Origin of the sequence: Flaviflexus salsibiostraticola, from assembly GCF_003952265.1 — a bacterium.
Classification (GTDB): domain Bacteria; phylum Actinomycetota; class Actinomycetes; order Actinomycetales; family Actinomycetaceae; genus Flaviflexus; species Flaviflexus salsibiostraticola.
In genome coordinates this window covers 1,170,193-1,193,596 of the sequence record NZ_CP034438.1, presented here as the reverse complement: position 1 = coordinate 1,193,596, position 23,404 = coordinate 1,170,193, and the positions used below count along the sequence as shown (strand labels likewise).

Sequence of the window (23,404 nt, the reverse complement as noted above, 5' to 3'; positions counted from 1 at the left end):
AGGGCCTTCCGCGATTGAGTGGGAGTTGCGAAACCAGCACTCCGAGGAAGGCCCTCCGTATGTCCCACGCTAATGCAGCCCTGACCCCTCGCGCCCGTTTGACCGTCGCCCGGCTCGTCGTCGACCAGCAGGTGCCGATTGCCGAGGTCGCGGCTCGGTTCCAATGCTCCTGGCCGACGGTCAAACGCTGGGCCGACCGCTACAGGTCTGGTGAGTCCATGCAGGACCGTTCCTCTCGCCCGAAGACCTCGCCCCACCAGACCCCGTTGAAGATCAGAAGACGAATCGTGAGCCTGCGGCTGCGGCTACGGGAAGGACCGGTCCAGCTGGCCGTCCGGGTCGGGCTGGCACCCTCGACCGTTCATCAGATCCTGCGCCACTGCCGACTGAACAGACTCGCTCACGTAGACCGCGCCACCGGGGAGCCGGTGCGCCGCTATGAACACCCCCACCCCGGCTCGATGATTCACGTCGATGTGAAAAAGCTCGGCAACATCCCCGACGGCGGCGGCTGGCGCTTCGTCGGTCGCCAACAGGGAGGCCGCAACCGCATAGCAACGCCGGACAAGGCCCGCAACCACCACCACAACCCGAAGATGGGCCACGCCTTCGTCCACACCGTAATCGATGACTACTCTCGCGTCGCCTACGCCGAAGTCCACAATGATGAAACCGCTCTCACTGCCGTCGGGGTGTTGGAGCGGGCCACAGCCTGGTTCAACACCCGAGGCGTCACCGTCGAAAGAGTGCTCTCCGACAACGGTCCGGCCTACCGCTCGATATTATGGCGCGAAACCTGCGCCAGGCTGAAGATCACAGCAAAACGGACCCGCCCGTACCGACCCCAGACCAACGGGAAGATCGAGCGCTTCCACCGCACCCTTGCAGACGGGTGGGGCTACGCCCGCTGCTACACCTCAGAAACCGAGCGACGAGACGCCCTACCAGGATGGCTGCATCACTATAATCATCACCGACCCCACACAGCCTGCGACAGGCTCGCCCCAATCACCCGCTTAACCAACCTCCCCGGACAGTACATCTAGCGGTGGGGAAACGCCCGGTCCCATTCCGAACCCGGAAGCTAAGCCCACCAGCGCCGATGGTACTGCACTCGGGAGGGTGTGGGAGAGTAGGACACCGCCGCCATAACACCCCCGGAAAGGGCCCAGGACACCAGTCCCGGGCCCTTTCGCATACCGCCACGACGCCCGCCGGCCTCTTGTATATCTCCTATGGAGCGGCTCTGCGGTGGGTATTACTGCTTGGCTTTGAGACCCCCCAGAAAAGGCACACGGCGAGCTTTCGAGGGGGCTGCGTCCACATCGTCCGCCAATGCACGAGAACGCTCCGTGTCTCTCTTACGCAGGTCCTCAGATATGCGTTCCCTCTCGGACGGGAGCTTGTTCTGCGACAGTTTGGCCTTGCCGTCGATCCGCTCGATCGTCATCGACAGGCCGACGATCGCCTTGGTCGCACGTGCCAGGTAGCCCTCGCTCATCTCCTCGGCCTGAGCGGGGTCCCACGTCTCTGTCAGCTCGATGACGGCTTGGCGCACCCACGTGGCGTCATCATGAACCGTGACGTGCCCGTGGATGGTGACCTGCGTATAGTCCCATGTGGATGCGACGGCCGATCCGTCGTGCACGTCGTAGGCCCTCGAGCTGACGAAGTCATGGGCGCCGGTGAAGATCATCGCCGCCGGCTGGGCAGCGCTGATGTTCCGCCAGTGATCGTTGAACCGCGCCATGTGGAGCAGCAGGTGATCGTTCTTGAGAGCGATGGGAAGCAGCGTCGCATCGATCGTGCCGTCGGCACGTGCGGTGACAAGCGTGCCGGCCCCCTGATGGACGATGAAGTCGATCTTCTCGTCTTCTTCAAGTGCAAAATAATGGGGGATCACGGACCAGCCTCCTAGGTTCTTCTGCTCCCTCCAAGCTTAGGCCTCGGGGGAGCCCTCGGACCAGGAGGCGCTGAGGCGTCGGCGTCGACATTCCGATTGACTATGCAGAAAATCTGTGTGTGGATGTATGGAATATGTATGAACGTTTCGGGCAGTCGCCGAGCGGCATATTGTGTTCAGTGCGTAAAAGCGCTGGTAGCGCGCCAAACTTATGTCCGACTTTCCCGACACTTTGTCTAATAATTACGTCACGTCTGTTTTGCATAAATGTGCCGCCTTGGCATAACGTGTCTGAAGGTGAGGCCACCCTTACTCGCTATTCGATGTGTTCTGCGAAAGGACATCCATGTCACCATCTACTGCGCGGAGGATCACGTCAGGGCTGTCTGCCGTCGCGCTTATCGCCAGCGGGCTATTCCTGGCCCCGGCCGCATCCTCGGACGAACCGTCGTCCACGACGACCGTCACCTCGGGGACCATGAATTGGGGAGTGAGGGAGAGCTTCCGGAACTACCTCAAGAATCCGTTCGCCGGCGGATCGACCGAGCTGACAGGGGGAGTCACCGACTCCGCAGGTTCCTTCGCCTGGCCCGCCGTGACGGGCGGCGAGATCGATGCGGGCAGCCTTTCAGAGCTCGCCTTCGAGGGAACGGTCCACTTCACGGGACATAACGACGTCCTCGACGTGTCGTTCTCGGATCCCGTCATCTCCTTCTCGGGTGCGACGCCTGTCCTCATGGTCAAGGCTGTCGGCAGAGAGTTCGTCGACACGACGACGCAGGGCGAGCTCATCGATTACGGGCGAATCGAGTTTGCGACGCTGCCTGCCGCGACCATCACGACCGGTGATGATTCAGTCGACGTCGCCTTCGGTCCCGGCTCGCTCACCGAGGCGGGCGCCGCGGCCTTCGGGGGCTTCTACAATGCGGGCGACGAGATTGACCCCATCAGTGTCAGCCTCGTGACCGAGACGGTCGAAATCCCTGCAGAGCCCCCTGCTGAGCCGACGTGCGGACCCGATGCCGCCCCAGCAGACTTGTCTGCGCTTCCCGGGCACATGAGCTGGGGACTGAATTCTAACTTCCTTGGTTACCTGCTGAGCCCGCGCGGTGGCGGCACAATGAGCGGCTGCGACGGCGCGTGGGCCACCACCGAGCTCAACTACAGGCTGGCGGATGGGACCGAGTTCGACCCCGATGCCCCCGGCACGCTGAATTTCGTTGGCAACATCAATCTCTACGCGCACGACGGTGTGCTCGACATCGACTTCACCAACCCCGTGCTCACGTTCACGGACCCGGCCACTGCCGTCCTGTCGCTGACCTCGTCCGGCTCCCATCGCGGGGCCGCCGGCGGCTGGTCTGAGACGCCCGTCCAGGTCGAGGATTTCGCGCGCCTGGGGGACGTCGACATCGTCCAGAATGACGACGGCACAGTCTCGATCTCGTCGGCCACCGTGACGGCAGGAGCGGGCGCCACGTTCGTTCTCGGTTCCTACCAGCCCGGGACGCCGCTCGCGCCGCTCAACATCACGGTCAATGAGGCCTCTGTCGTGGTTCCCACTGAGCCCGAGCCCACGGACCCGGCTCCGACCGAGCCTGAACCGACCGAACCGGCCCCCTCGGAGCCGACAACACCGACCACTCCGCCCGCGGAGCCGGCCCCCATCGGCGCTGGCGCCATGGACTGGAGGGTTAAGGATTCCTTCCTGGGCTACCTGAGCGGGCCGGGCGCCAAGGGCGGCTGGACGACCTCCGGAGGCGTGACGGGCACGTTCCGCTTCCCGCTCGCCTCGGGGCAGGACCTCGATCCCGAGGACCTTCAGGCCATCCGGTTCGGTGGCACGGTCGACTTCTCCGGGCACGAAGGTGCTCTCCGCATCGTGCTCTCCAACCCGACAATTCGGAAGTCCGGCGGTGCATGGCAGCTGACGGCATCAGTCGCCTCGCGAAGCCTGCAGTCGACCGATGCTCCCGGAGTCCTGCCTCCTGCGCGGACGGTCGTCCTCGCCGACCTGTCGGCGCCGAAGGTCACCACCGCGTCCGGCGGTGCGACGACACTGAGCTTCGGCACGGTCAGGCTCACAGCAGATGGGGCGGTCGCCTTCGCCAACTTCTACACAGCCGGATCCGAGCTTGCCCCGATCACCGTCAGCCTCGCGGCGTCGGGATCGACGCTGCCGCCGGCAACAGGCGGCACCGCTCCCGGCGGTTCGACGGATCGCCCGGGAGGCGGTTCCTCCCCGCTGCCGATCGTGCAGAACCCCGCCCCGGTCGTCGCGCAGCCACAGATCATCGACCGGTCGGCCGACATCGATCCGACGAAGACTCGGGTCACGAGCGGCACGCTCCAGTGGGGCGTCCGTCAGTCCTTCACGACCTACATCCGCTCCGCGGTTGCGGGCGGCGGATGGACGACATCCGGGGGAGTGTCATGGAACGGCTCGACCTTCGTCTTCCCGGCTCGGGGCGGCCTCTATGACACGGCGGCCCGCACCGGCGAGCTGCACTATGGCGGCACAATCTCCTTCTCGGGCCACGATGATGTCCTGCAGCTGACGATGTCGAACCCGTCGATCGTCGTCAACGGCAACCGTGCCTCGCTCTACCTCACCGTGCGCTCGACTTCCATGGAGGGCGTGACGAAGGATCATGGCCGCGTCCATTTCGCGAACCTCTCCCTATCGAACGTCCGGTCCTCGAATCAGGCGCTGAGCTTCACGACCTCCTCGGCCGTGCTGACGCCGGCCGGAGCCGACGCCTTCGCGGGATTCTACGAGGCAGGAACCGAGCTCGCACCGCTCACCGTGTCCGTCAACCTGACGCCGGCGACGGTGTACGACGCCGCCACCGGCGAGCTGAAGACGTACGACGCATACGGCAACCTCGCCTACACTGGCGCATCCAGCTATGGTCTCGCCCTCGGCGGGCTCATGCTGGTCCTGGCGGGGGCGGCTGCCCTGCGACTGCGCAGAGCCGCGGCCTGACCACTCACGTGGCGGTCCGCCGGGCACAGCCCGGCGGACCGCCCTCGGACGGAAAGCTGACATGAAGAAGCGCGCAGCGGCGGCTGTCATCGCCGCGCTCATGCTGGGAGGCTGCGGCAGTGGTGTCGCGGCCGAGTCGCCAACCCCCACCGCAGAGACGACCTCGGTGGGAACGCCCGCCGCCACGACTGCTGAGGATCCGTCGACCGGCGACGCGCCGACCCTGCCGGATCCTCGCACCCTGACGGGGGTCTCCGAGGTGTCGGAGTTGGCCGATCCTGAGCCGATCGACGGCGACTTCCCGCAGACGCTCCCTGTTACGGTGACCGATCATGAAGACAACCAGGTGACGATCACCGACACGTCGCGCATCCTCGCCCTCGACCTGTCAGGATCGCTCTCTCGCACGGTCATCGCCCTCGGCCACGGCGATGCGATTGTCGGTCGATCCATCTCGTCGACGGAAGAACAGCTCGCCGACGTTCCCGTCGTGACCTCCGAGGGCCATTCGCTCAACGCCGAGGCGATTCTCAGCCTCCGTCCAACCCTCGTCATCGCGGATCGCACGATCGGCCCGCCCGAGGTGCTCGATCAGCTGACGGCCTCCGGTATCCCGGTCGTGCTCACCGACCCCAAGCACACGATGGAGTCGAATTCGGATCGCATCCAGGCGGTCGCCGAGATTCTCGGCGTCCCGGAGGCGGGCGCGGCCCTCGTTGAGCGGACGGAGGCCGAGATAACGGCGGCCATCGATGAGATCTCCGCCTGGGTTCCCGAGGAGCCGCTGTCCGTCGCGTTCCTCTACGTGCGAGGAACGGCTGGCGTCTTCTTCATTTTCGGCTCCGACAACGGGACGTCGGCACTCATCGAGAATGTGGGAGCACGTGATATCGCGTCCGAGAACGGGATCATTGGGACGGTCCCGGCGAACGCCGAGTCGCTCCTGCTCCTCAACCCCGACGTCATCTTCACGATGACCGACGGACTCGAGTCGACCGACGGCGTCGAGGGGCTTCTCGCCCGCCCGGGGGTCTCGGACACGACGGCTGGGCAGAAGCAGCGCATCATCGCCATCCCCGATGGCATGTCGCTCTCCTTCGGGCCCCAGACGGGCGACGTGCTCCTCGCCGTGGCAGAAGCCCTCTATGGGGTGTCGGAGTGACAGTCCGGGCCGAGAACCCGGCGCAGCCGCTGGTCCCTGCAGTGCCCGCCGGGATCGAGCGGCGCCGGCGGCGCCGCGTCATCACCTTCGCCACGGTGACGGTGGCGCTGCTTGCGCTCATCGTTCTGTCGAGCGCAATCGGCCAGTACTCGATCGCACCCGGTGACGTCGTGCAGGGGATCCTCGCGCGCTTCGGCCTCGCCGAACCGCTCGAGGACCCGCTCGACACGGCGACCCTGTGGAACATCCGCCTGCCACGCATTGCCCTCGGCGTTCTCGTCGGGGCGGCGCTCGCGGTCGCCGGGGCGGTCATGCAGGCGGTGTTCTCGAACCCGCTTGCGGAGCCCGGCATCATCGGCGTCTCCTCGGGCGCAGCGGTCGGCGCCTCGACCGCCATCGTCTTCTTCCCATTCGCCCTCGGTGGCTTCGCCGTCCCGGCCGCCGCCTTCGCCACCGGACTGACTGCGGCGGTTGTCGTCTATGCGCTCTCGCTCCACGACGGAAAGACGGAGCCGCTCACCCTCGTCCTCACCGGCATCGCCGTCACCGCCGTGTGCACGGCGATGACGTCGATCGCGACGTACATCGCCCCGAGCACGGCGCGCGATCAGATCGTGTTCTGGCAGATGGGGTCGCTCAACGCGGCGTCATGGAATCAGGTGGGAATCGTCGGAATCGTCGTCGTGGTCGCCCTCACCTGGGCTCTCCTCATCGCCCGCCGGCTCGACATCCTCGCACTGGGGGAGAAGGCCGCCGGGCATGTCGGGATCAGCGTCCAGATGCTGCGCGGCTCCGCCATCGTCCTCGCGGCCCTGCTCACCGCGGCCGCCGTGTCCTATGCCGGGGTCATCGCCTTCGTCGGACTCATCGTCCCCCACATCATGCGCCTCGCCCTCGGCCCCCTCAATCGGTACCTCATCCCGGCGTCGCTGCTCGGCGGCGCCGTCCTCATCACCGGCTCCGACCTGGTCGCCCGGACGATCGTCAACTTCCAGGATCTGCCGATCGGGATCTTCACCGCGCTGGTCGGCGGCCCCGTCTTCTTCGTCCTGCTCCGCAGAAACCTCCACGGCGGCAGGAGAAGGTCATGAGCGTCCGCGCCGACGGGATCAGCTTCTCGTACGGGACGAAGCAGATCCTCTCCGACGTCAGCCTCGACGTTGAGCCGGGGAGGGTCATGGGCCTGCTCGGGCCGAATGGGACCGGCAAGTCCACGCTCCTCGGCGTCCTCACGGGCGATCTCAGGCCTGCTGAGGGAACAGTCGAGCTGAATGGGCGGGAACTGCCGTCCCTGTCCCGGAGGGAACTGGCGCGGGCCCGGGCCGTCATGCCGCAGAGCAGCGACTTCCCGTTCGCCTACCTCGTGCGGGACATCGTCGCCATGGGCAGGGCGAGCTGGGACACGGGTGACGAGGAGAACGACCGCATCGTCGATGAAGCGCTCGCGCGCACATCGATGACGAGTATGGAGGATCGAGACATCACGAGCCTGTCGGGTGGCGAGGCGGCCAGGGTGACCCTCGCCAGAGTCCTCGCCCAGGATGCCGACATCGTTTTCCTCGATGAGCCGACCGCCGCGCTCGATGTCTCCCACCAGGAGCGGACGATGTCGATCTGCTCCGAGCTCGCCGCCGCGGGAAGGACCGTCGTCGCTGTCATGCACGACATCCAGCTCGCCGCGGCCCACTGTGACGTCATCGCCCTCATGCACCGCGGTAGAATTGATCGGGTCGGGCCTCCCCATGAGGTGCTCACCTCGGAGAGTCTGAGCGAGATCTACGAATGGCCGATCAGGGTGCTGACACTCGATGACGGCGAGCTCGCGGTCGTCCCCTCACGCAGGCACTCAACGCGGTAGAGGACGCCGGCGGTCGAACTGGAGCGCGTTGGCGCCAGCCGCCCCGCATGTCAGCCGTCGACCGCTGACGGTAGGGAAGGCCGGCGCCGTGCCGATCCCGGTCCGGAAGTGTCCTAGGAGTAGGCGGGGTTCGGCTCGAATGCCCAGTCGAGGATCTCCGGCATGTCCTCGAGATGCTCGACCTTGTATTCTTCGTGGCGCTCGAGCTGAGTCTCGCACCAGCGCTTGAGATCGGCTCCGCCGCGAATCGTCCGCCTCGTGTTGTTGATGGCGTCGATGACGAGGCTGTAGCGGTCCGTCTTGTTGCGGACGACCATGTCGAATGGTGTCGTCGTCGTTCCCTCCTCCTGGAAGCCGCGCACATGGAATCGGTCGACATCGGGACGGCCGTGCACGAGCTGGTGGATGACGCCCGCGTACCCGTGGAAGCAGAAGAGGACGTCGGTCGTGTCGGTGAAGGCCTCGGCGAAGTCCTGGTCGCTCATCCCCGTCGGGTGGTCCTTCGGTCGGGACAGTGTCTGGAGGCGCACGACGTTGACGACCCTCACCTTCATGTGGGGGAGCCGCTGCCGGATGATCTGTGCCGCGGCGACGGCCTCCATCGTCACGACGTCACCGGCGCAGGCGATGACGATATCGGGGTCCGCGCCCGAGCCGAGATCCTCGTTCCCCGCCCAGTCCCAGATCCCGAAGCCCTTGCGGCAGTGGGCGTGGGCCTCGTCGGGAGTCAGCCACTGGAACTGGGGCTGCTTGTCCTGGACGATGACGTTGACGCGGTCCTTCGTCCTGAAGATATAGTCCGACACCTCGAGGAGACAGTTCGCGTCCGGCGGCAGGTAGGTGCGGACAATTCTGCCCTGCATGTTGACGATCGTCGACAGGACGCCCGGTCCCTGGTGGGAGAAGCCGTTGTGGTCATTGCGCCACGCGGTCGACGACAGAAGGATGTTGAGGGAGGGGACGGACTCCCGCCAGTCGATGTCGATCGCCTCTTTGAGCCACTTGGTGTGTTGGACGGTCTGGGAGACGCTCACCATGCCGAACGCCTCGTAGCTCGCGAACATCCCATGCCGGCCTGTCAGGCAGTAGCCCTCGAGCCAGCCGTGGGTCAGGTGCTCGGACAGAACCTCCATAACCCTGCCGTCCGCGGACAGCTTCACATCCTCCTCGGTGGTCGATTCCATGAAGGTCCGATCAGAGGCGTTGAAGACGGCGCCGAGCCTGTTCGAGTTCGTCTCGTCGGGGCAGAAGAGCCTGAACGTCGTCGGGTTGAGCCGGTAGATCTGCTCGAGGAGCCTGCCGAGGTAGGCCGTCGATTCGTCACGGAACCGTCCCCGCTCCGCGGGGTCGAAGTCGATCGCGAGGCTGCGCCAGTCGGGCAGCTCGAGCGGACTGTACTGCCCGCCACCATTGCCGGCGGGATGGGCGGACATCCGCCACTCACCGCTCGGGTTGATGGCGCGGACAGCATCCGTCGGCCTTCCGGCGTCGTCGAAGAGCTCCTCTGGCCGGTAGGAGCGCATCCACTCCTCGAGCTGGCGCAGGTGATCGGGGTTGTCCCTCACGCCCGAGAGCGGCACCTGATGGGAGCGCCACGTGCCCTCGATCTGAACGCCGTCGACCGTGGTGGGGCCCGTCCACCCCTTGGGGCTGCGGAGGATGATCATCGGCCAACGGGGCCGTCGGCCCTGGATGACGCCCTCCGTCCGGGCGGTGTGCTGGATCGACTGGATCTTCGAATACGCCTCGCCCAGCGCGTCGGCGAAGCGGTAGTGCATGCCGGGCAGGTCGCTGCCCTCGACCTCGATGACGTCATACCCGTGGCCCTCGTAGATCCTGCGCACCTCGTCGGGGTCCTTCCGCCCCTGAACGGTGGGTGAGGCGATCTTCGCGCCGTTGAGATGGAGGACGGGAAGGACGGCGCCGTCGCGGGCAGGATTGAGGAAGGAGATCGACTTCCACGAGCCCTCGAGGGGCGCTGTCTCGGCCTCGCCGTCGCCGACGACGGTGAGGGCAATGAGGTTGGGATTGTCGAAGACGGCGCCGAACCCGTGGACGAGGGCGTAACCGAGCTCGCCGCCCTCATTGATCGACCCCGGGGTCGTGACCGAGGCGTGGGAGGGGATCCCGCCGGGTGCGGAGAACTGCCGGAACAGCCTGCGCAGGCCCTCCTCGTCCTGGGTGATGTCGGGGAAGCACTCGGTGTAGGTGTCCTCGAGGTAGGTCGCGGCGACGATTGCCGGACCGCCATGACCGGGACCGGTGATGTAGATCATCTCCTGGCCGGTTTTCTGAATGAGGCGGGAGGCGTGCGCGTAGATGAGTGACAGTCCCGGTGAGGTGCCCCAGTGGCCGAGAAGGCGGGGCTTGATGTCGTCGGGCTCGAGCGGTCGCCGCAGCAGCGGATTCGACTTGAGGTAGATCTGCCCGACGGTCAGGTAGTTGTTGGCCCGCCACCAGGCGTCGACATGCGCGACCTCCTGCTCGGACGGGTTCCTGATCGAATCGATGATGTCCTGAGAAACGGTCGGCATAATGGGGTCCTTCCATGTGGTGTGCCGCACATCGAACCTATCCCCGCGCGCCCCGTGCCTCAATGGCGCCGGAGATGACATCCAGGCTTCTTTGACGTTCGCCCGGCCCCCTGGCCTGCTGTCTCGCACCCTGACCGCCTCCGCCGTGTCGATGGGCGACGGTCGTAGAGTGTCGGGAGGCTTATCTGAAGGAGCTTTGATGCCACAACTGCGTTCAGCCACCTCAACTCAGGGTCGCAATTTCGCCGGCGCCCGAGCCCTCTGGAGGGCGACGGGAATGGGCGACGATGACTTCGGCAAGCCGATCATCGCGGTCGCGAATTCGTTCACCCAGTTCGTCCCCGGCCATGTCCACCTCAAGGACATGGGACAGCTCGTCATCTCGGCGATCGAAGAGGCCGGCGGGGTCGGCAAGGAGTTCAACACGATCGCGGTCGATGACGGCATCGCCATGGGGCACGACGGGATGCTCTACTCCCTTCCCTCCCGCGAGATCATCGCCGACTCGGTCGAATACATGGTCAATGCCCACACGGCTGACGCGCTCGTCTGCATCTCCAACTGCGACAAGATCACGCCCGGGATGCTCATGGCCGCCATGCGGCTCAACATCCCCGTCATCTTCGTCTCCGGCGGCCCCATGGAGGCCGGCAAGCCGATCGAGGGAGTCATCGACCACCCTGTCAACCTTGTCGACGCTATGTCCGGCGCGGCCGACGAGTCGATCACGGACGAGCAGCTCGCCCAGATCGAATCCGCCGCCTGCCCGACGTGCGGGTCCTGCTCGGGCATGTTCACCGCGAACTCGATGAACTGCCTGACCGAGGCGCTCGGCCTGTCGCTTCCCGGCAACGGCTCGACTCTCGCCACCCACGTCGCGCGCAGGGAGCTCTTCCTTGAGGCCGGACGAAGGATCGTTGACCTGGCGAAGCGGTACTACCACGAGGACGACGAGTCGGTCCTGCCCCGCAACATTGCGACGCGGGACGCGTTCTTCAACGCCATGAGCCTCGACGTGGCGATGGGGGGATCGACGAACACGATCCTCCACATCCTCGCCACCGCGATCGAGGGGGAGGTCGACTTCACCCTCGAGGACATCGACGCGTTGTCGCGGCAGGTCCCCTGCCTCTCGAAGGTGGCCCCAAATCACCCGAACTACCACATGGAGGACGTCCATCGTGCGGGCGGCATCCCCGCCATCCTCGGTGAGCTCCACAGGGGCGGGCTGCTGCGCACGAACGTCCACACGGTCCACTCCGATTCGATCGACGACTGGCTGGGCCGCTGGGACATCCGCGCCGAGAATCCTGCGCCCGAGGCGATCGAGCTCTTCAAGGCCGCCCCCGGCGGCGTGCGGACGACCCAGGCCTTCTCGCAGGCGAACGAGTGGCAGGAGCTCGACACGGACGCCGCAGGCGGCTGCATCCGATCCGTCGAGAACGCCTACACGGCCGACGGCGGTCTCGCCGTCCTGTCCGGCAACATCGCCGAAGAGGGCGCCGTCATCAAGACCGCCGGCATCGACGAGGACCTGTTCCACTTCGAGGGAAGGGCCAGAGTCGTCGACTCCCAGGAGGACGCGATCGAGCTCATCCTGTCGAAGTCGGTCGTGCCCGGCGATATCGTCGTCATCCGCTACGAGGGTCCGAAGGGCGGGCCGGGCATGCAGGAGATGCTCTACCCGACGTCCTTCCTCAAGGGGCTCGGCCTCGGCAAGACCTGTGCACTCATCACGGATGGGCGCTTCTCCGGGGGGACCTCCGGCATCTCCATCGGCCACGTCTCGCCCGAGGCCGCGGCCGGAGGCGCCATCGGCCTCATCGAGGAGGGCGATCGCATCGTCCTCGACGTCGCCACCCGCCGCCTCGAGCTGCTCGTCGATGATGAGACGCTGGCGGCTCGCCGCGCCGCCAAGGGTGCGGCCCCGTGGAAGCCGGCGAAGGAGCGCCCGAGGAAGGTCTCGAAGGCCCTCAAGGCCTACGCCATGCTCGCCCGCTCGGCGACGTACGGCGGGGTGCGCAGCCTCGACGACGACTAGGACGTAGGGCCGGTCGACGGGCCGGTCGCCGTCTGATAGGACGTGTGCTGGGAGGTGAGAGCTTCACCTCCCAGCACAGCATCACGGGACCCCAGCCCCATCAATTCGGACATTTCGCGGGCCATACTTGGTGACAGCATCGTTCTCCATCAAGGGGTGTCTTATGAACGGTATATTCACGCTCTTGGCCGAGCAGCCGGTCCTCCTGGCCTTTCTCCTGGTCGGGGCCGGCATGGCGCTGGGGCAGATCAAGATCAAGGGTGTCGGCCTGGGGGCCGCCGCTGTCCTCTTCCTCGCCATCGCGGTCACGGCCTGGGCAACAGCCGAGGGCTACGAGATCGCGATCCCGCACATCGTCGGAACACTCGGACTTGTCATCTTCGCCTTCGCCATCGGCAACAACGCCGGCGGCACATTCTTCAAGTCCCTCAAACAGGCGACCGGCCCCATCGTGACGATGGTCGCCCTCTTCATCCTCGCCGCGGTCGCGGCCTACTTCGTCGGCACCTACGTGTTCGACATGGATATCGCCCTCATCGCCGGAACGTTCGCCGGAGCTGTGACGAACACGCCGGCGCTCGCGGCCGCCGGTGAATCCTCCGGTGACCCGGGCACGGCCACCGTCGGCTATGCCGTCGCCTACCTCTTCGGCGTCATCGGCATGATCATCGCGGCGAACGCGGCACTCCGGAAGGCGCATCTCGACACCGACACTCCCTCACCGGTCACCCACCAGAACGTCCGCGTCGACCGCGACGATAGGCCGACGGTTGGGGAGATCATGGCGCGGCTCGGGGCGGAGATCGAGTTTTCCCGCATCCGCCGCGGCGAGGAGGGCCCGATCTGGATCCCGTCCTCGAGCGAGCAGCTCCACGAGGGCGACCTCGTGACGATCGTCGGTGAGGATGCCGCCGTCGAGCAGGCCGTGGCCGCGCTCGGGCACCGATCCATCCATTCCCTCCGGTCCGACCGGCGCCTCCTCGACTTCCGCCGCGTCACCGTCTCCGAGCCCGGGCTCGTCGGTAAGACCGTCGCCGAGCTCGACGAGGTGCTCGCCGAGCGCTGGGGCGCGAAGATCTCCCGCGTGCGCAGGTCCGATCAGGATATGCTCGCCATCCCGTCCATGATGGTGGAGATGGGGGACAGGGTCCGCGTCGTCGGGCCGACGATGAAGCTCAAGGAGATCTCCCGCTGGCTGGGCGACTCGTCCAAGGGCCTGACCGACATCAACCCCGTCGCCCTCGGCCTCGGTCTCAGCGCCGGCATGCTCCTCGGCGCGATCGAGGTGCCGATGCCGGGCGGCGGCAGCTTCTCACTCGGTGCCGCGGCCGGCGTCCTCATCGTCGGTCTCATCATGGGCAGGCTCGGCAGGATCGGGAGTGTCGTCACGGCCCTGCCGAAGTCGGCGAACGCCGTCATGTCGGAGCTCGGTCTTCTGCTCTTCCTCGCCCAGGCCGGCACGAACGCGGGCGGGCAGATCGGCCAGGCGTTCAGCGGTGATGAGTGGTGGAAGATCCTCCTCCTCGGCATCCTCGTCACGTCGATCATGGCAGTCGGACTGTATGCGGCCATGCGCAGCATCTTCAAGATGGGCGGGACGAGACTGTCCGGCCTCCTCGGCGGTGCTCAGACCCAGCCCGCGGTGCTCGCCTTCGCCAACGGACGTACGGGAGCCGACCCGCGCGTGGCGCTCGGGTACGCTCTCGTCTATCCGGTCGCGATGATCACGAAGATTCTCGTCGCCCATTTCCTCGGCGGGATGTAGCGATTCATCCAAGCGAAAAGGGAGCCGCGTGGCTCCCTTTTTCGTTGTATCGGCGCTCTTTTCCGTCTCTCGCCCCACCCTTTTTGTCATCTCATCAGCTAGGACGGCACGCCACCATCTGAGATTCGGGACTTTTGGCTTGCTCTGGAGAAGGGCCTGCGGTTACTCTTGTGCACATGGCAATGATTCTTGTAGTACCACGGCGCGCCGCACTGGCCTGCTGAGGCTGTGTTGCGCGCCCCCTGTCAGAAGCAGGGGGCTTTTCATTGCCATACCGATTCAAGGAGGAACCATGGGGAAACCTTCATCCCCGGCTGCACTGGCGGCTTATAGGACATTTCGTGTTGGTTTGACCCTGATCTTTTGTTGCTGTGCCGCCATTAGGCCGGTGTTGAAGTTCGTGCGGCTGAACTTGATGGGTGGACATTTCGTGTTGGCTTGACCCCGACCTTTGGTTGCTTTGACGCGGAAAAGTGGGGGTTGAAGTTGGTTTCACGGGGCCGGCTTATAGGACATTTCGTGTTGGTTTGATCCCGACTTTTCGGCGCGTTCTCACCGAAAAGGCCGGGTCCAAGTTGCCTGATAGGGAGGGTGAACACTCCTTATTGCCGCCCGTGCGAGCAGGCGATGACACGCTATGGAAAGACCAGTACGGGACGTCAGCGCTACCGCTGTGCCGGGTGCAGGACGAGTCGCGTAGCGGCGATCGACACCTCCGCGAAAGACTTCGCCCTGTTCTTGTCCTTTCTGTTTTCCCGCCAGCGCCAGCGAGACCTGCCCGGGGCGGGACGGACCTTCCGTCGGCGCACCGCACGGTTCTGGCAGCTGTGGCCCACCCCCGAGGTGGTCGACGAGGTCCACCGGGTGATCTACGTCGATGGGATCCACCTCGGACGCAGCGCCGTGATCCTGATCGCCTCCACCGACACCCATGTCGTGGGCTGGTACCTCGCACGCAGTGAACACAGCCAGGCCTGGGGTGCGCTGCTGGCCCGGATCGCACCGCCACAGGTAGTGGTCACCGATGGTGGATCAGGCTTTGCCAAAGCCCGCCGGGCGCACTGGCCCACCACGAAGGTCCAGCGCTGTACGTTCCATGCTTTCAGCCAGGTGCGTCGCCAGACCACGACCCGGCCCCGCACTCAGGCCGGAGTGGAACTCTACGGCCTGGCTAAAGCGCTGCTCCACGTCCGCGATAACACCGGGGCCGCGGCATGGCTGGCCGCTTACACCCAATGGCGCGCCACATGGGAGGCCTTCCTGGCTGAGCGCACTCGACTCGCCACGGGGCAGGTCGTACTCACTCACCAGCGTCTGGTCACGGCCCGCTCAGCCCTCGATACGCTGATCCGGACCAAGACCTTGTTCACCTACGTCGATCCCGCCAACTTCCCGGTCGACGCCTACCTGCACATGCCACTGCCAGCGACGAATAACCGGATCGAGGGTGGGATCAACACTCAACTGCGGGCCCTGCTACGCGATCACCGCGGGATGAGCCTGGACAGGCGGATCAAAGCGATCATGTGGTGGTGCTACATGCACACTGAATACCCTGCCAGTCCCGCACGCATCCTCAGGACCATGCCCACCGACACCCAGATCCAGGCCTACTACCGAGCTGCGGCCAGCCGCGGCGAACACGCCCGGGACATCGGCCTGCCGGGCATCGGCACCGCAGCCGTCTGGAACGAGCTGCACCACTCGACCAGCTACATCACAACCTGGGACTGACACCCCTCCGATCAAACAAAACCAACACATTTTGTCCTATAAGCCGCACTGGCTGAGACCGGTGCCATCAGGGCACAGGGTGCCATCCGAGAGAAGTCGACCGGAGCCCGGTCGATTATCCGGTCACTGGAAGAGCTGGGTGTAGATACGGTATTCGGCATCCCCGGCGGCGCCATCCTGCCGACCTATGACCCGCTCATGGATTCGAGCTCGGTCCGCCACATCCTCGTGCGCCACGAGCAGGGTGCGGGCCACGCGGCGGAGGGTTACGCGCACGCCACCGGACGGGTCGGCGTCTGCATCGCCACCTCCGGTCCCGGCGCGACGAACCTGACGACGGCGATTCTCGACGCCTACATGGACTCGGTCCCGATGCTGTGCATCACCGGCCAGGTCGGCGCGAGCCTCATCGGCACGGACGCCTTCCAGGAGGCCGACATCGTCGGGATCACGATGCCGATCACGAAGCATTCCTTCCTCGTCACCGATCCGAAGGACATCCCCGCCCGCATCGCCGAGGCCTACGAGCTCGCTCAGTCCGGACGCCCCGGCCCCGTCATCGTCGACGTGGCCAAGTCCGCCCAGAACGCCGACTGCGACTTCGTGTGGCCGCCCGTGCGGGACCTGCCGGGATACCGGCCCGTGACGAAGCCGAACGCCCGCCAGGTGCGTGAGGCGGCACGTCTTATCGCGACCGCGAAGCGCCCCGTCTTCTACGTGGGCGGCGGCGTCATCCGCTCGGGTGCGGCCGATGAGCTGCGCGAGCTGGTGAAGATGACCGGCATCCCTGCCGTCACCACCCTCAATGCGATCGGCTCGCTGCCGACCGACGATCCGCACAACCTCGGCATGCCCGGCATGCACGGCACGGTGGCGGCGGTTGACGCGATGCAGCGCTCCGACCTTCTCATCACCCTCGGTGCGCGCTTCGACGACCGTGTGACGGGCCGCCTCGACTCGTTCGCGCCGGACGCGAAGATCATCCACGCCGATATCGACCCGGCCGAGATCGGTAAGAACCGCCACGCGGATGTCCCGATCGTCGGCGACGTCAAGGAGACGATCCTCGACCTCATGGCGGAGATGCCGGCCGCGTACCGTCAGTACGACAAGCGCGACATCTCCGAGTGGTGGACCCGCCTCAATAGGATGCGGGAGACCTACCCGCTCGGCTGGACGCCGACCGAGGACGGCTACATGGCGCCCCAGTACGTCATCGAGCAGCTGAGCGAGATCGTCGGCCCGGACGCCATCTACGTCTCCGGCGTCGGCCAGCACCAGATGTGGTCCTCGCAGTTCCTCAAGTTCCGCGACCCGCGGACGTGGATCAACTCCGGCGGCGCGGGCACGATGGGTGTGTCGGTTCCGGCGGCGATGGGCGCGAAGGTTGCCCAGCCGGACAAGGTTGTGTGGGCGATCGACGGCGATGGCTGCTTCCAGATGACGAACCAGGAGCTCGCCACCTGCGTCATCAACGACATCCCGATCAAGGTCGCCATCATCAACAACTCCTCGCTCGGCATGGTGCGCCAGTGGCAGACGCTGTTCTACAGCGGCCGCTACTCGAATACCGACCTCGACACGGGCCACGGCACACGCCGCGTCCCCGACTTCGTCAAGCTCGCCGAGGCCTACGGGTGCGCCGCCCTCCGCTGTGAGCGCCCGGAGGATGTTGCCGACACGATCCGCCAGGCGATGGAGATCAACGACCGTCCGGTCGTCGTCGACTTCCAGGTCTCGGCCGACGCCATGGTGTGGCCGATGGTTGCGGCGGGCGTCTCCAACGACGAAATTCAGTACGCGCGGGATCTCGCTCCCGACTGGGACGACGAAGAATAGAAGGAAACATGAACACTCGACATACGCTTTCGGTTCTCGTCGAGAACAAACCCGGTGTGCTGACCCGCGTCACCGCGCTCTTCGCGCGGCGGGCCTTCAACATCCACTCGGTGGCCGTGGGGCCGACCGAGGACCCCGAGATCTCCCGGATCACGCTCGTCGTCGACGCGGCGGATGCTCCGCTGGAGCAGGTGACGAAGCAGCTGAACAAGCTCGTCAACGTCATCAAGATCGTCGCCCTCGAGCCCGCCACCTCGGTCCAGCGCGAGCTGCTCCTCATCAAGGTGGCCGCCGATGACTCGAACCGGGCGTCGGTTCTTCAGCTCGTCGAGCTGTTCCGCGCCCACGTCGTCGACGTGTGCCCGGATGCGCTGACGATCGAGGCGACGGGTTCAGCGGGTAAGGTCGACGCACTGTTGACCGCCCTCGCCCCGTACGGGGTCAAGGAGATTGTCCAATCGGGCGCTGTCGCGATATCCCGCGGCCCGCGCTCCCTATCCGAACGAGTGAGCGCAGAACGCGCTCTCCGCCGCGCCTGACAAGGAGAACAACTGTGGCAGAAATTTACTATGACGACGACGCCGACCTCTCGATCATCCAGTCCAAGAAGGTCGCTGTCATCGGCTACGGCTCCCAGGGCCACGCACACGCGCTGAACCTGCGGGATTCCGGTGTCGAGGTCGTCGTCGGCCTGCGCGAGGGATCGTCCTCCATCGCGAAGGCGCAGGAGCAGGGTCTGGCGACCGCCCCCGTCGAGGAGGCCGTCAAGGACGCCGATGTCATCATGATCCTCGCCCCCGACCAGCATCAGCGGACGATCTACTCGGAGCAGATCGAGCCGAACATGAAGAAGGGCGCTGCGCTCTTCTTCGCACACGGCTTCAACATCCGCTTCGGCTACATCAAGCCGTCCCCGGATCACGACGTCTGCATGGTCGCGCCGAAGGGCCCCGGCCACACGGTTCGCCGCCAGTACGTCGAGGGCCGCGGTGTCCCGGACATCGTCGCCATCGAGCAGGACGCGTCGGGCCAGGCCTGGCAGCTCGCCCTCTCGTACGCGAAGGCGATCGGCGGCACCCGCGCCGGCGTCATCAAGACGACCTTCACGGAGGAGACCGAGACGGATCTCTTCGGCGAGCAGGCTGTCCTGTGCGGCGGCGTGTCCCAGCTCATCCAGTACGGCTTCGAGACGCTTGTTGAGGCCGGCTACCAGCCGGAGATCGCCTACTTCGAGGTGCTCCACGAGCTCAAGCTCATCGTCGATCTCATCAACGAGGGTGGCCTGACGAAGCAGCGCTGGTCGATCTCCGACACGGCTGAGTACGGCGACTACGTCTCCGGCCCGCGGGTCATCTCCCCGGTCGTCAAGGAGAACATGAAGGAGGTCCTCAGCGACATCCAGACCGGTGCGTTCGCCGAGCGCTTCATCTCCGACCAGGACAAGGGCGGCCCCGAGTTCCAGGAGCTGCGCAGGCGCGGTGAGGGCCACGAGATCGAGAAGGTCGGTGCGGATCTCCGCAAGATGTTCTCGTGGAAGTCCGTCGACGAGGATTACTCGGACGGCCACGCGGCCAGGTGAGTGCGCAGAGGTGCCCCGGCCGCGGCCGGGGCACCTCTCTCATGCCGCACCACACGCCTTCCGAATCCCGGAACGGCGATTTCAACATGTGGACAGAACGCTAGGATTGACGACATGAATCGAACCATCAGGCTTGCAGTGATCCCCGGTGACGGAATCGGACCGGAAGTCGTCGCTGAAGGGATCAAGGTCCTCCGTGCGGCGCTCCGCGACTCGGACGTCACGCTCGACGAAACCCACTTCGACCTCGGCGCCGCCCGCTGGCACCGCACGGGCGAGGTGCTGCCCGATGCCGAGCTCGAGCAGATCAAGTCCCACGATGCGATCCTCCTCGGCGCCGTCGGCGATCCGTCGATGCCGTCCGGTGTCCTCGAGCGCGGTCTCCTGCTCAAGCTGCGGTTCGACCTCGACCACTACATCAACCTCCGTCCCTCGAAGCACTACCGGGGCGTGCCGACACCGCTGGCAGATCCCGGTGACATCGACTTCGTCGTGATCCGCGAGGGCACCGAGGGTCTCTACGCTGGTAATGGCGGCGCGGTGCGCGTCGACACCCCGCACGAGATCGCGACCGAGGTGTCGATCAACACGGCGTACGGCGTCGAGCGGGTCGTCCGCTACGCATTCGAGCTCGCAACCCAGCGCGATAACCGCCTCACCCTCGTCCACAAGCACAACGTGCTCGTCAACGCCGGTCATCTCTGGCGGCGGACCGTCGAGCGTGTCGGGGCCGAGTACCCGGGAGTGACGACCGACTACCTCCATGTCGATGCGGCGACGATCTTCCTCGTCACGGACCCGGCGCGCTTCGACGTCATCGTCACCGACAACCTGTTCGGCGACATCCTCACGGACGAGGCGGGCGCCATCACCGGCGGCATCGGCCTCGCCGCCTCGGGCAACATCAACCCGACGGGGGCATACCCGTCGATGTTCGAACCCGTACACGGCTCCGCCCCCGACATCGCCGGCCAGCAGAAGGCGGATCCGATCGCGACGATCTCCTCTGTCGCCCTCCTGCTCGACCATCTCGGGCTCGCCGACGAGGCGAAGCGCATCGCCGCTGCCGTCGACGCGGACATGGAGGAGCGGGCCGACGCCGCTGAAGCGGGTATGCCGCTCATCCGCTCGACCGCCGAGGTCGGCGACGCCGTCGGGGCGCGGATCTGAAAGAAGAGACCATGACACTGTCTGCACTTGAACAGGCCGCCGCGCTGCCGCTGCCGACCGCCGACGAGGTGGCGGGGCTGTGGGAGCACAGGCCGAACCCCGCCCCCGCCTCGCCCGAGCAGCGCGAGGAGATCTTCGGAAGCCTCAGCTTCGGCGTCGACTTCACGGATCACATGGCGCACGCCGTGTACGAGGAGGGAAGCGGCTGGCAGTCGAAGACAATCGAGCCCTACGGCCCGCTGACCCTCGACCCGGCCGCGGCGGTCTTCCACTACGGCCAGGAGATCTTCGAGGGCCTCAAGGCCTATCGTCATGATGATGGGTCGATCTGGACGTTCAGGCCGGGCTACAACGCCCACCGGCTCAATGCCTCGGCCCGCCGCCTCGCGATCCCCGAACTGCCCGTCGAGGACTTCCTCGCCTCGATCGTCGGCCTCGTGCGGGCCGATGAGGAGTGGGTGCCCTCGATCCCCGGATCGTCGCTCTACCTGCGCCCCTTCATCGTCGCGACCGAGCCGTTCCTCGGCGTGCGTGCGGCCCGCAGGCTCGACTACCTCTGCATCGCCTCCCCGTCCGGGCCCTACTTCGTCAACGGCTTCCAGCCGATCTCGATCTGGGTCTCCCCGGACTACCATCGCGCGGGCCCCGGCGGCACGGGCGCCGCGAAGTGCGGCGGCAACTACGCCTCCTCCCTCGTCCCGAAGCTCGAAGCACACGGTGAGGGCTTCGACGAGGTCTGCTTCCTCGACGCGGCGACGAACACGAACATCGATGAGCTCGGGGGCATGAATGTCTTCGTCGTCTACGAGGACGGTTCGGTGTCGACTCCGGCGCTGACCGGCAACATCCTCGAGGGCGGCACCCGCGGCGTCATCCTCCAGATCCTGCGCGACCGCGGGGTCACGGTCCGCGAGGAGACGATCCCCCTGACGAGCCTCGTCGCGGACATCGAGTCCGGGCGCGCGGCCGAGGTGTTCGCGTGCGGCACGGCCGCGGTCGTCACCCCCATCGGCCGCATCGCCGGCGAGGGCTTCGACGTGTCGATCGGGGGCGGGGACGTGACGAAGTCGATCTACGACCAGGTCACGGCCATCCAGCTCGGCCACGAGCCGGACCCCTACGGCTGGACCTACCGGGTGTCGGCATGAGCGGCGACGTCCTCGTCTACGACACGACGCTGCGCGACGGCGCCCAGCAGGAGGGCATGAACCTGTCGGTCGCCGACAAGCTCACCCTCCTGCCCATGCTCGAGGCCTACGGTGCCGACATCATCGAGGGCGGATGGCCGGGCGCGATTCCGCGCGACACCGAGTTCTTCCGGGAGATCGCGGCGACGCAGCCGCTGACGCGGGCACGCCTCGCCGCCTTCGGCGCCACCCGCAAGGCCGGTGTCGACGTCGAGGACGACCAGCAGGTCGCCGCGCTGCTCGCCTCCGAGGCCCCGATCATCACCCTCGTCGCGAAGTCCGATGCTCGGCACGTGGCGAAGGCCCTGCGCACGACTGAGGAGGAGAACCTCCGCATGGTCCGCGACACGGTCGCCTACCTCGTCGAGCAGGGCCGCGAGGTCATGGTCGACCTTGAGCACTTCTTCGATGGGGCCGACTACGACCGGGACTACACCTTCGCCGTCGCAGTCGAGGCGGTCCGCGCTGGAGCCAGCACGGTCATCGCCTGCGACACGAACGGTGGCGCGCTGCCCGACGGGATCCTCGCCCGGGTGGGTGAGCTGTCTGCCCTCCTCGACGAGGAGGGCCTCACCGCCACGATCGGCATCCACGCCCACAACGATGGGGAGATGGCGGTGGCGAACACCCTCGCGGCGGTCACGGCCGGCGCCGCCCACATCCAGGGCACGGTCAACGGCTACGGCGAGCGGACCGGCAACGCCAACATCCTCACCGCGATCGCCAACCTTCATCTGAAGATGGGCCGCAAGGTCGTGACCGACGATCAGCTGGCGGACCTGTCCCGCGTGTCGCACGCAGTTGCGGAGATCGTCAACATCGCCCCGTACCGGCGCCAGCCGTACACCGGGGTCTCAGCCTTCGCCCACAAGGCGGGCCTCCACGCCTCCGCGATCCGGGTCGACGCCGACCTCTACCAGCACATCGACCCGGCCCGAGTCGGCAACGATATGCGGATGATCGTGTCCGACATGGCGGGGCGGGCCTCGATCGAGCTCAAGGCTCGCGAGCTGGGCCTCGACCTGTCCGACCGCCCCGACGTCCTCTCCGAGGTGACGAGGCGGATCAAGGAGGCCGAGGCGCTCGGGTACACGTATGACGCGACGGATGCGTCGGTCGAGCTCCTCATCCGCGAGGTCGCCTTCGGCGAGCGGCTGTCCTACTTCGACATCGAGTCGTGGACGACTCACCTGTCGGGCAGCTCAGAGGGATCGCACGGGGCTGAGGCCGTCGTCAAGCTCTCGACCGGGGCCGGTCGCTCGGTTACCGTCGGCGAGGGTGTCGGCCCGGTTGACGCCCTCGATCAGGCGCTGCGCGGCGGACTGTGCTCGGTCTATCCGGAGCTCGAAGACTGCGAGCTCATCGACTTCAAGGTCCGCATCCTCGACCCCTCGGCGGCCACCCGCGCGACGACCCGCGTCATCATCTCGATGTCCTCACCGGCCGGCATCTGGGCGACCGTGGGCCTCGGCCGCGACATCATCGAGGCCTCGTGGGAGGCCCTGACCGACGGGTACATCTACGGCCTCTTCAAGGCTGGCGTCCCCGTCAGGTGAGGGCAGGTCCTCACCCCTTTGGGTTGATGTGATGTGGCCAGGTCCCGGCACGGGACCTGGCCACATCGCTCTGTCTATCGGCTCGTCAGA

16 protein-coding genes and 1 rRNA gene are annotated in these 23,404 nt (G+C 66.2%); 15 read left to right on the top strand and 2 right to left on the bottom strand.

The features are described 5' to 3' along the window. Positions 1 to 59 precede the first annotated feature (59 nt). Both EJO69_RS05550 and rrf read left to right on the top strand, forming a co-directional pair. Complete coding sequence (locus EJO69_RS05550) at positions 60 to 1,046, top strand: IS481 family transposase (RefSeq protein ID WP_126039484.1); 987 nt, start codon at positions 60 to 62, stop codon at positions 1,044 to 1,046. After that, positions 1,033 to 1,149: ribosomal RNA gene (rrf, locus tag EJO69_RS05545) — 5S ribosomal RNA — on the top strand. The genes EJO69_RS05550 and rrf overlap by 14 nt, the downstream gene beginning before the upstream one ends. Before the next feature lie 109 nt (positions 1,150 to 1,258). Here the strand turns inward: rrf and EJO69_RS05540 are convergent. Beyond that, the gene (locus tag EJO69_RS05540) at positions 1,259 to 1,903 is read right to left on the bottom strand and encodes an FMN-binding negative transcriptional regulator (protein ID WP_126040053.1); all 645 of its coding nucleotides are present in this window, start codon (positions 1,901 to 1,903) and stop codon (positions 1,259 to 1,261) included. A gap of 346 nt (positions 1,904 to 2,249) precedes the next feature. Here EJO69_RS05540 and EJO69_RS05535 point away from each other — a divergent pair, with 346 nt between their 5' ends. The 4 genes from EJO69_RS05535 to EJO69_RS05520 all read left to right on the top strand — a co-directional run bounded on the left by EJO69_RS05535 (position 2,250) and on the right by EJO69_RS05520 (position 7,909). Beyond that, positions 2,250 to 4,889, top strand: a complete 2,640-nt coding sequence (locus EJO69_RS05535; protein ID WP_126040051.1) for an HtaA domain-containing protein — start codon at positions 2,250 to 2,252, stop codon at positions 4,887 to 4,889. A gap of 61 nt (positions 4,890 to 4,950) precedes the next feature. Further along, on the top strand, positions 4,951 to 6,051 hold the full coding sequence (locus EJO69_RS05530; protein ID WP_126040049.1) for a heme/hemin ABC transporter substrate-binding protein: 1,101 nt from the start codon (positions 4,951 to 4,953) through the stop codon (positions 6,049 to 6,051). Continuing rightward, a complete protein-coding gene (locus EJO69_RS05525; protein ID WP_126040047.1) occupies positions 6,048 to 7,142 on the top strand; it encodes a FecCD family ABC transporter permease in 1,095 nt (364 codons plus the stop codon). The genes EJO69_RS05530 and EJO69_RS05525 overlap by 4 nt, the downstream gene beginning before the upstream one ends. Further along, a complete protein-coding gene (locus EJO69_RS05520) occupies positions 7,139 to 7,909 on the top strand; it encodes a heme ABC transporter ATP-binding protein (protein ID WP_126040045.1) in 771 nt (256 codons plus the stop codon). Before EJO69_RS05525 ends, EJO69_RS05520 begins: the two co-directional genes overlap by 4 nt. 113 nt (positions 7,910 to 8,022) lie before the next feature. Here the strand turns inward: EJO69_RS05520 and EJO69_RS05515 are convergent, their stop codons facing one another. Then, positions 8,023 to 10,443 carry a phosphoketolase family protein gene (locus tag EJO69_RS05515; RefSeq protein ID WP_126040043.1) on the bottom strand — a complete coding sequence of 807 codons (2,421 nt, stop codon included), beginning with the start codon at positions 10,441 to 10,443 and terminating at the stop codon, positions 8,023 to 8,025. Positions 10,444 to 10,642: 199 nt separating this feature from the next. Here EJO69_RS05515 and ilvD point away from each other — a divergent pair, with 199 nt between their 5' ends. From ilvD to cimA, 9 genes are all read left to right on the top strand, one after another. After that, on the top strand, positions 10,643 to 12,484 hold the full coding sequence (gene ilvD / locus EJO69_RS05510; protein WP_126040041.1) for a dihydroxy-acid dehydratase: 1,842 nt from the start codon (positions 10,643 to 10,645) through the stop codon (positions 12,482 to 12,484). A gap of 163 nt (positions 12,485 to 12,647) precedes the next feature. Further along, positions 12,648 to 14,249, top strand: coding sequence for an aspartate:alanine exchanger family transporter (locus EJO69_RS05505; RefSeq protein ID WP_126040039.1), 1,602 nt, complete (start codon positions 12,648 to 12,650; stop codon positions 14,247 to 14,249). A 591-nt stretch (positions 14,250 to 14,840) separates the two neighbouring features. Continuing rightward, entirely contained in the window at positions 14,841 to 15,983 is a 1,143-nt protein-coding gene (locus EJO69_RS05500; protein WP_281272833.1) for an IS1249 family transposase, read from the top strand. A 66-nt stretch (positions 15,984 to 16,049) separates the two neighbouring features. Next, positions 16,050 to 17,822: an acetolactate synthase large subunit gene (locus EJO69_RS05495; protein ID WP_211331538.1), complete on the top strand. Its 1,773-nt coding sequence runs from the start codon at positions 16,050 to 16,052 to the stop codon at positions 17,820 to 17,822. Positions 17,823 to 17,830: 8 nt separating this feature from the next. Then, complete coding sequence (gene ilvN / locus EJO69_RS05490; protein ID WP_126040033.1) at positions 17,831 to 18,361, top strand: acetolactate synthase small subunit; 531 nt, start codon at positions 17,831 to 17,833, stop codon at positions 18,359 to 18,361. A 14-nt stretch (positions 18,362 to 18,375) separates the two neighbouring features. Further along, on the top strand, positions 18,376 to 19,401 hold the full coding sequence (gene ilvC, locus EJO69_RS05485) for a ketol-acid reductoisomerase (RefSeq protein WP_126040031.1): 1,026 nt from the start codon (positions 18,376 to 18,378) through the stop codon (positions 19,399 to 19,401). 114 nt (positions 19,402 to 19,515) lie between these two features. Further along, positions 19,516 to 20,571 carry a 3-isopropylmalate dehydrogenase gene (locus tag EJO69_RS05480; RefSeq protein ID WP_126040029.1) on the top strand — a complete coding sequence of 352 codons (1,056 nt, stop codon included), beginning with the start codon at positions 19,516 to 19,518 and terminating at the stop codon, positions 20,569 to 20,571. Between the two features lie 11 nt (positions 20,572 to 20,582). Next, a complete protein-coding gene (locus EJO69_RS05475) occupies positions 20,583 to 21,719 on the top strand; it encodes a branched-chain amino acid aminotransferase (RefSeq protein ID WP_211331516.1) in 1,137 nt (378 codons plus the stop codon). Further along, the gene (gene cimA / locus EJO69_RS05470) at positions 21,716 to 23,314 is read left to right on the top strand and encodes a citramalate synthase (protein WP_126040027.1); all 1,599 of its coding nucleotides are present in this window, start codon (positions 21,716 to 21,718) and stop codon (positions 23,312 to 23,314) included. Before EJO69_RS05475 ends, cimA begins: the two co-directional genes overlap by 4 nt. Positions 23,315 to 23,404: the final 90 nt, after the last annotated feature.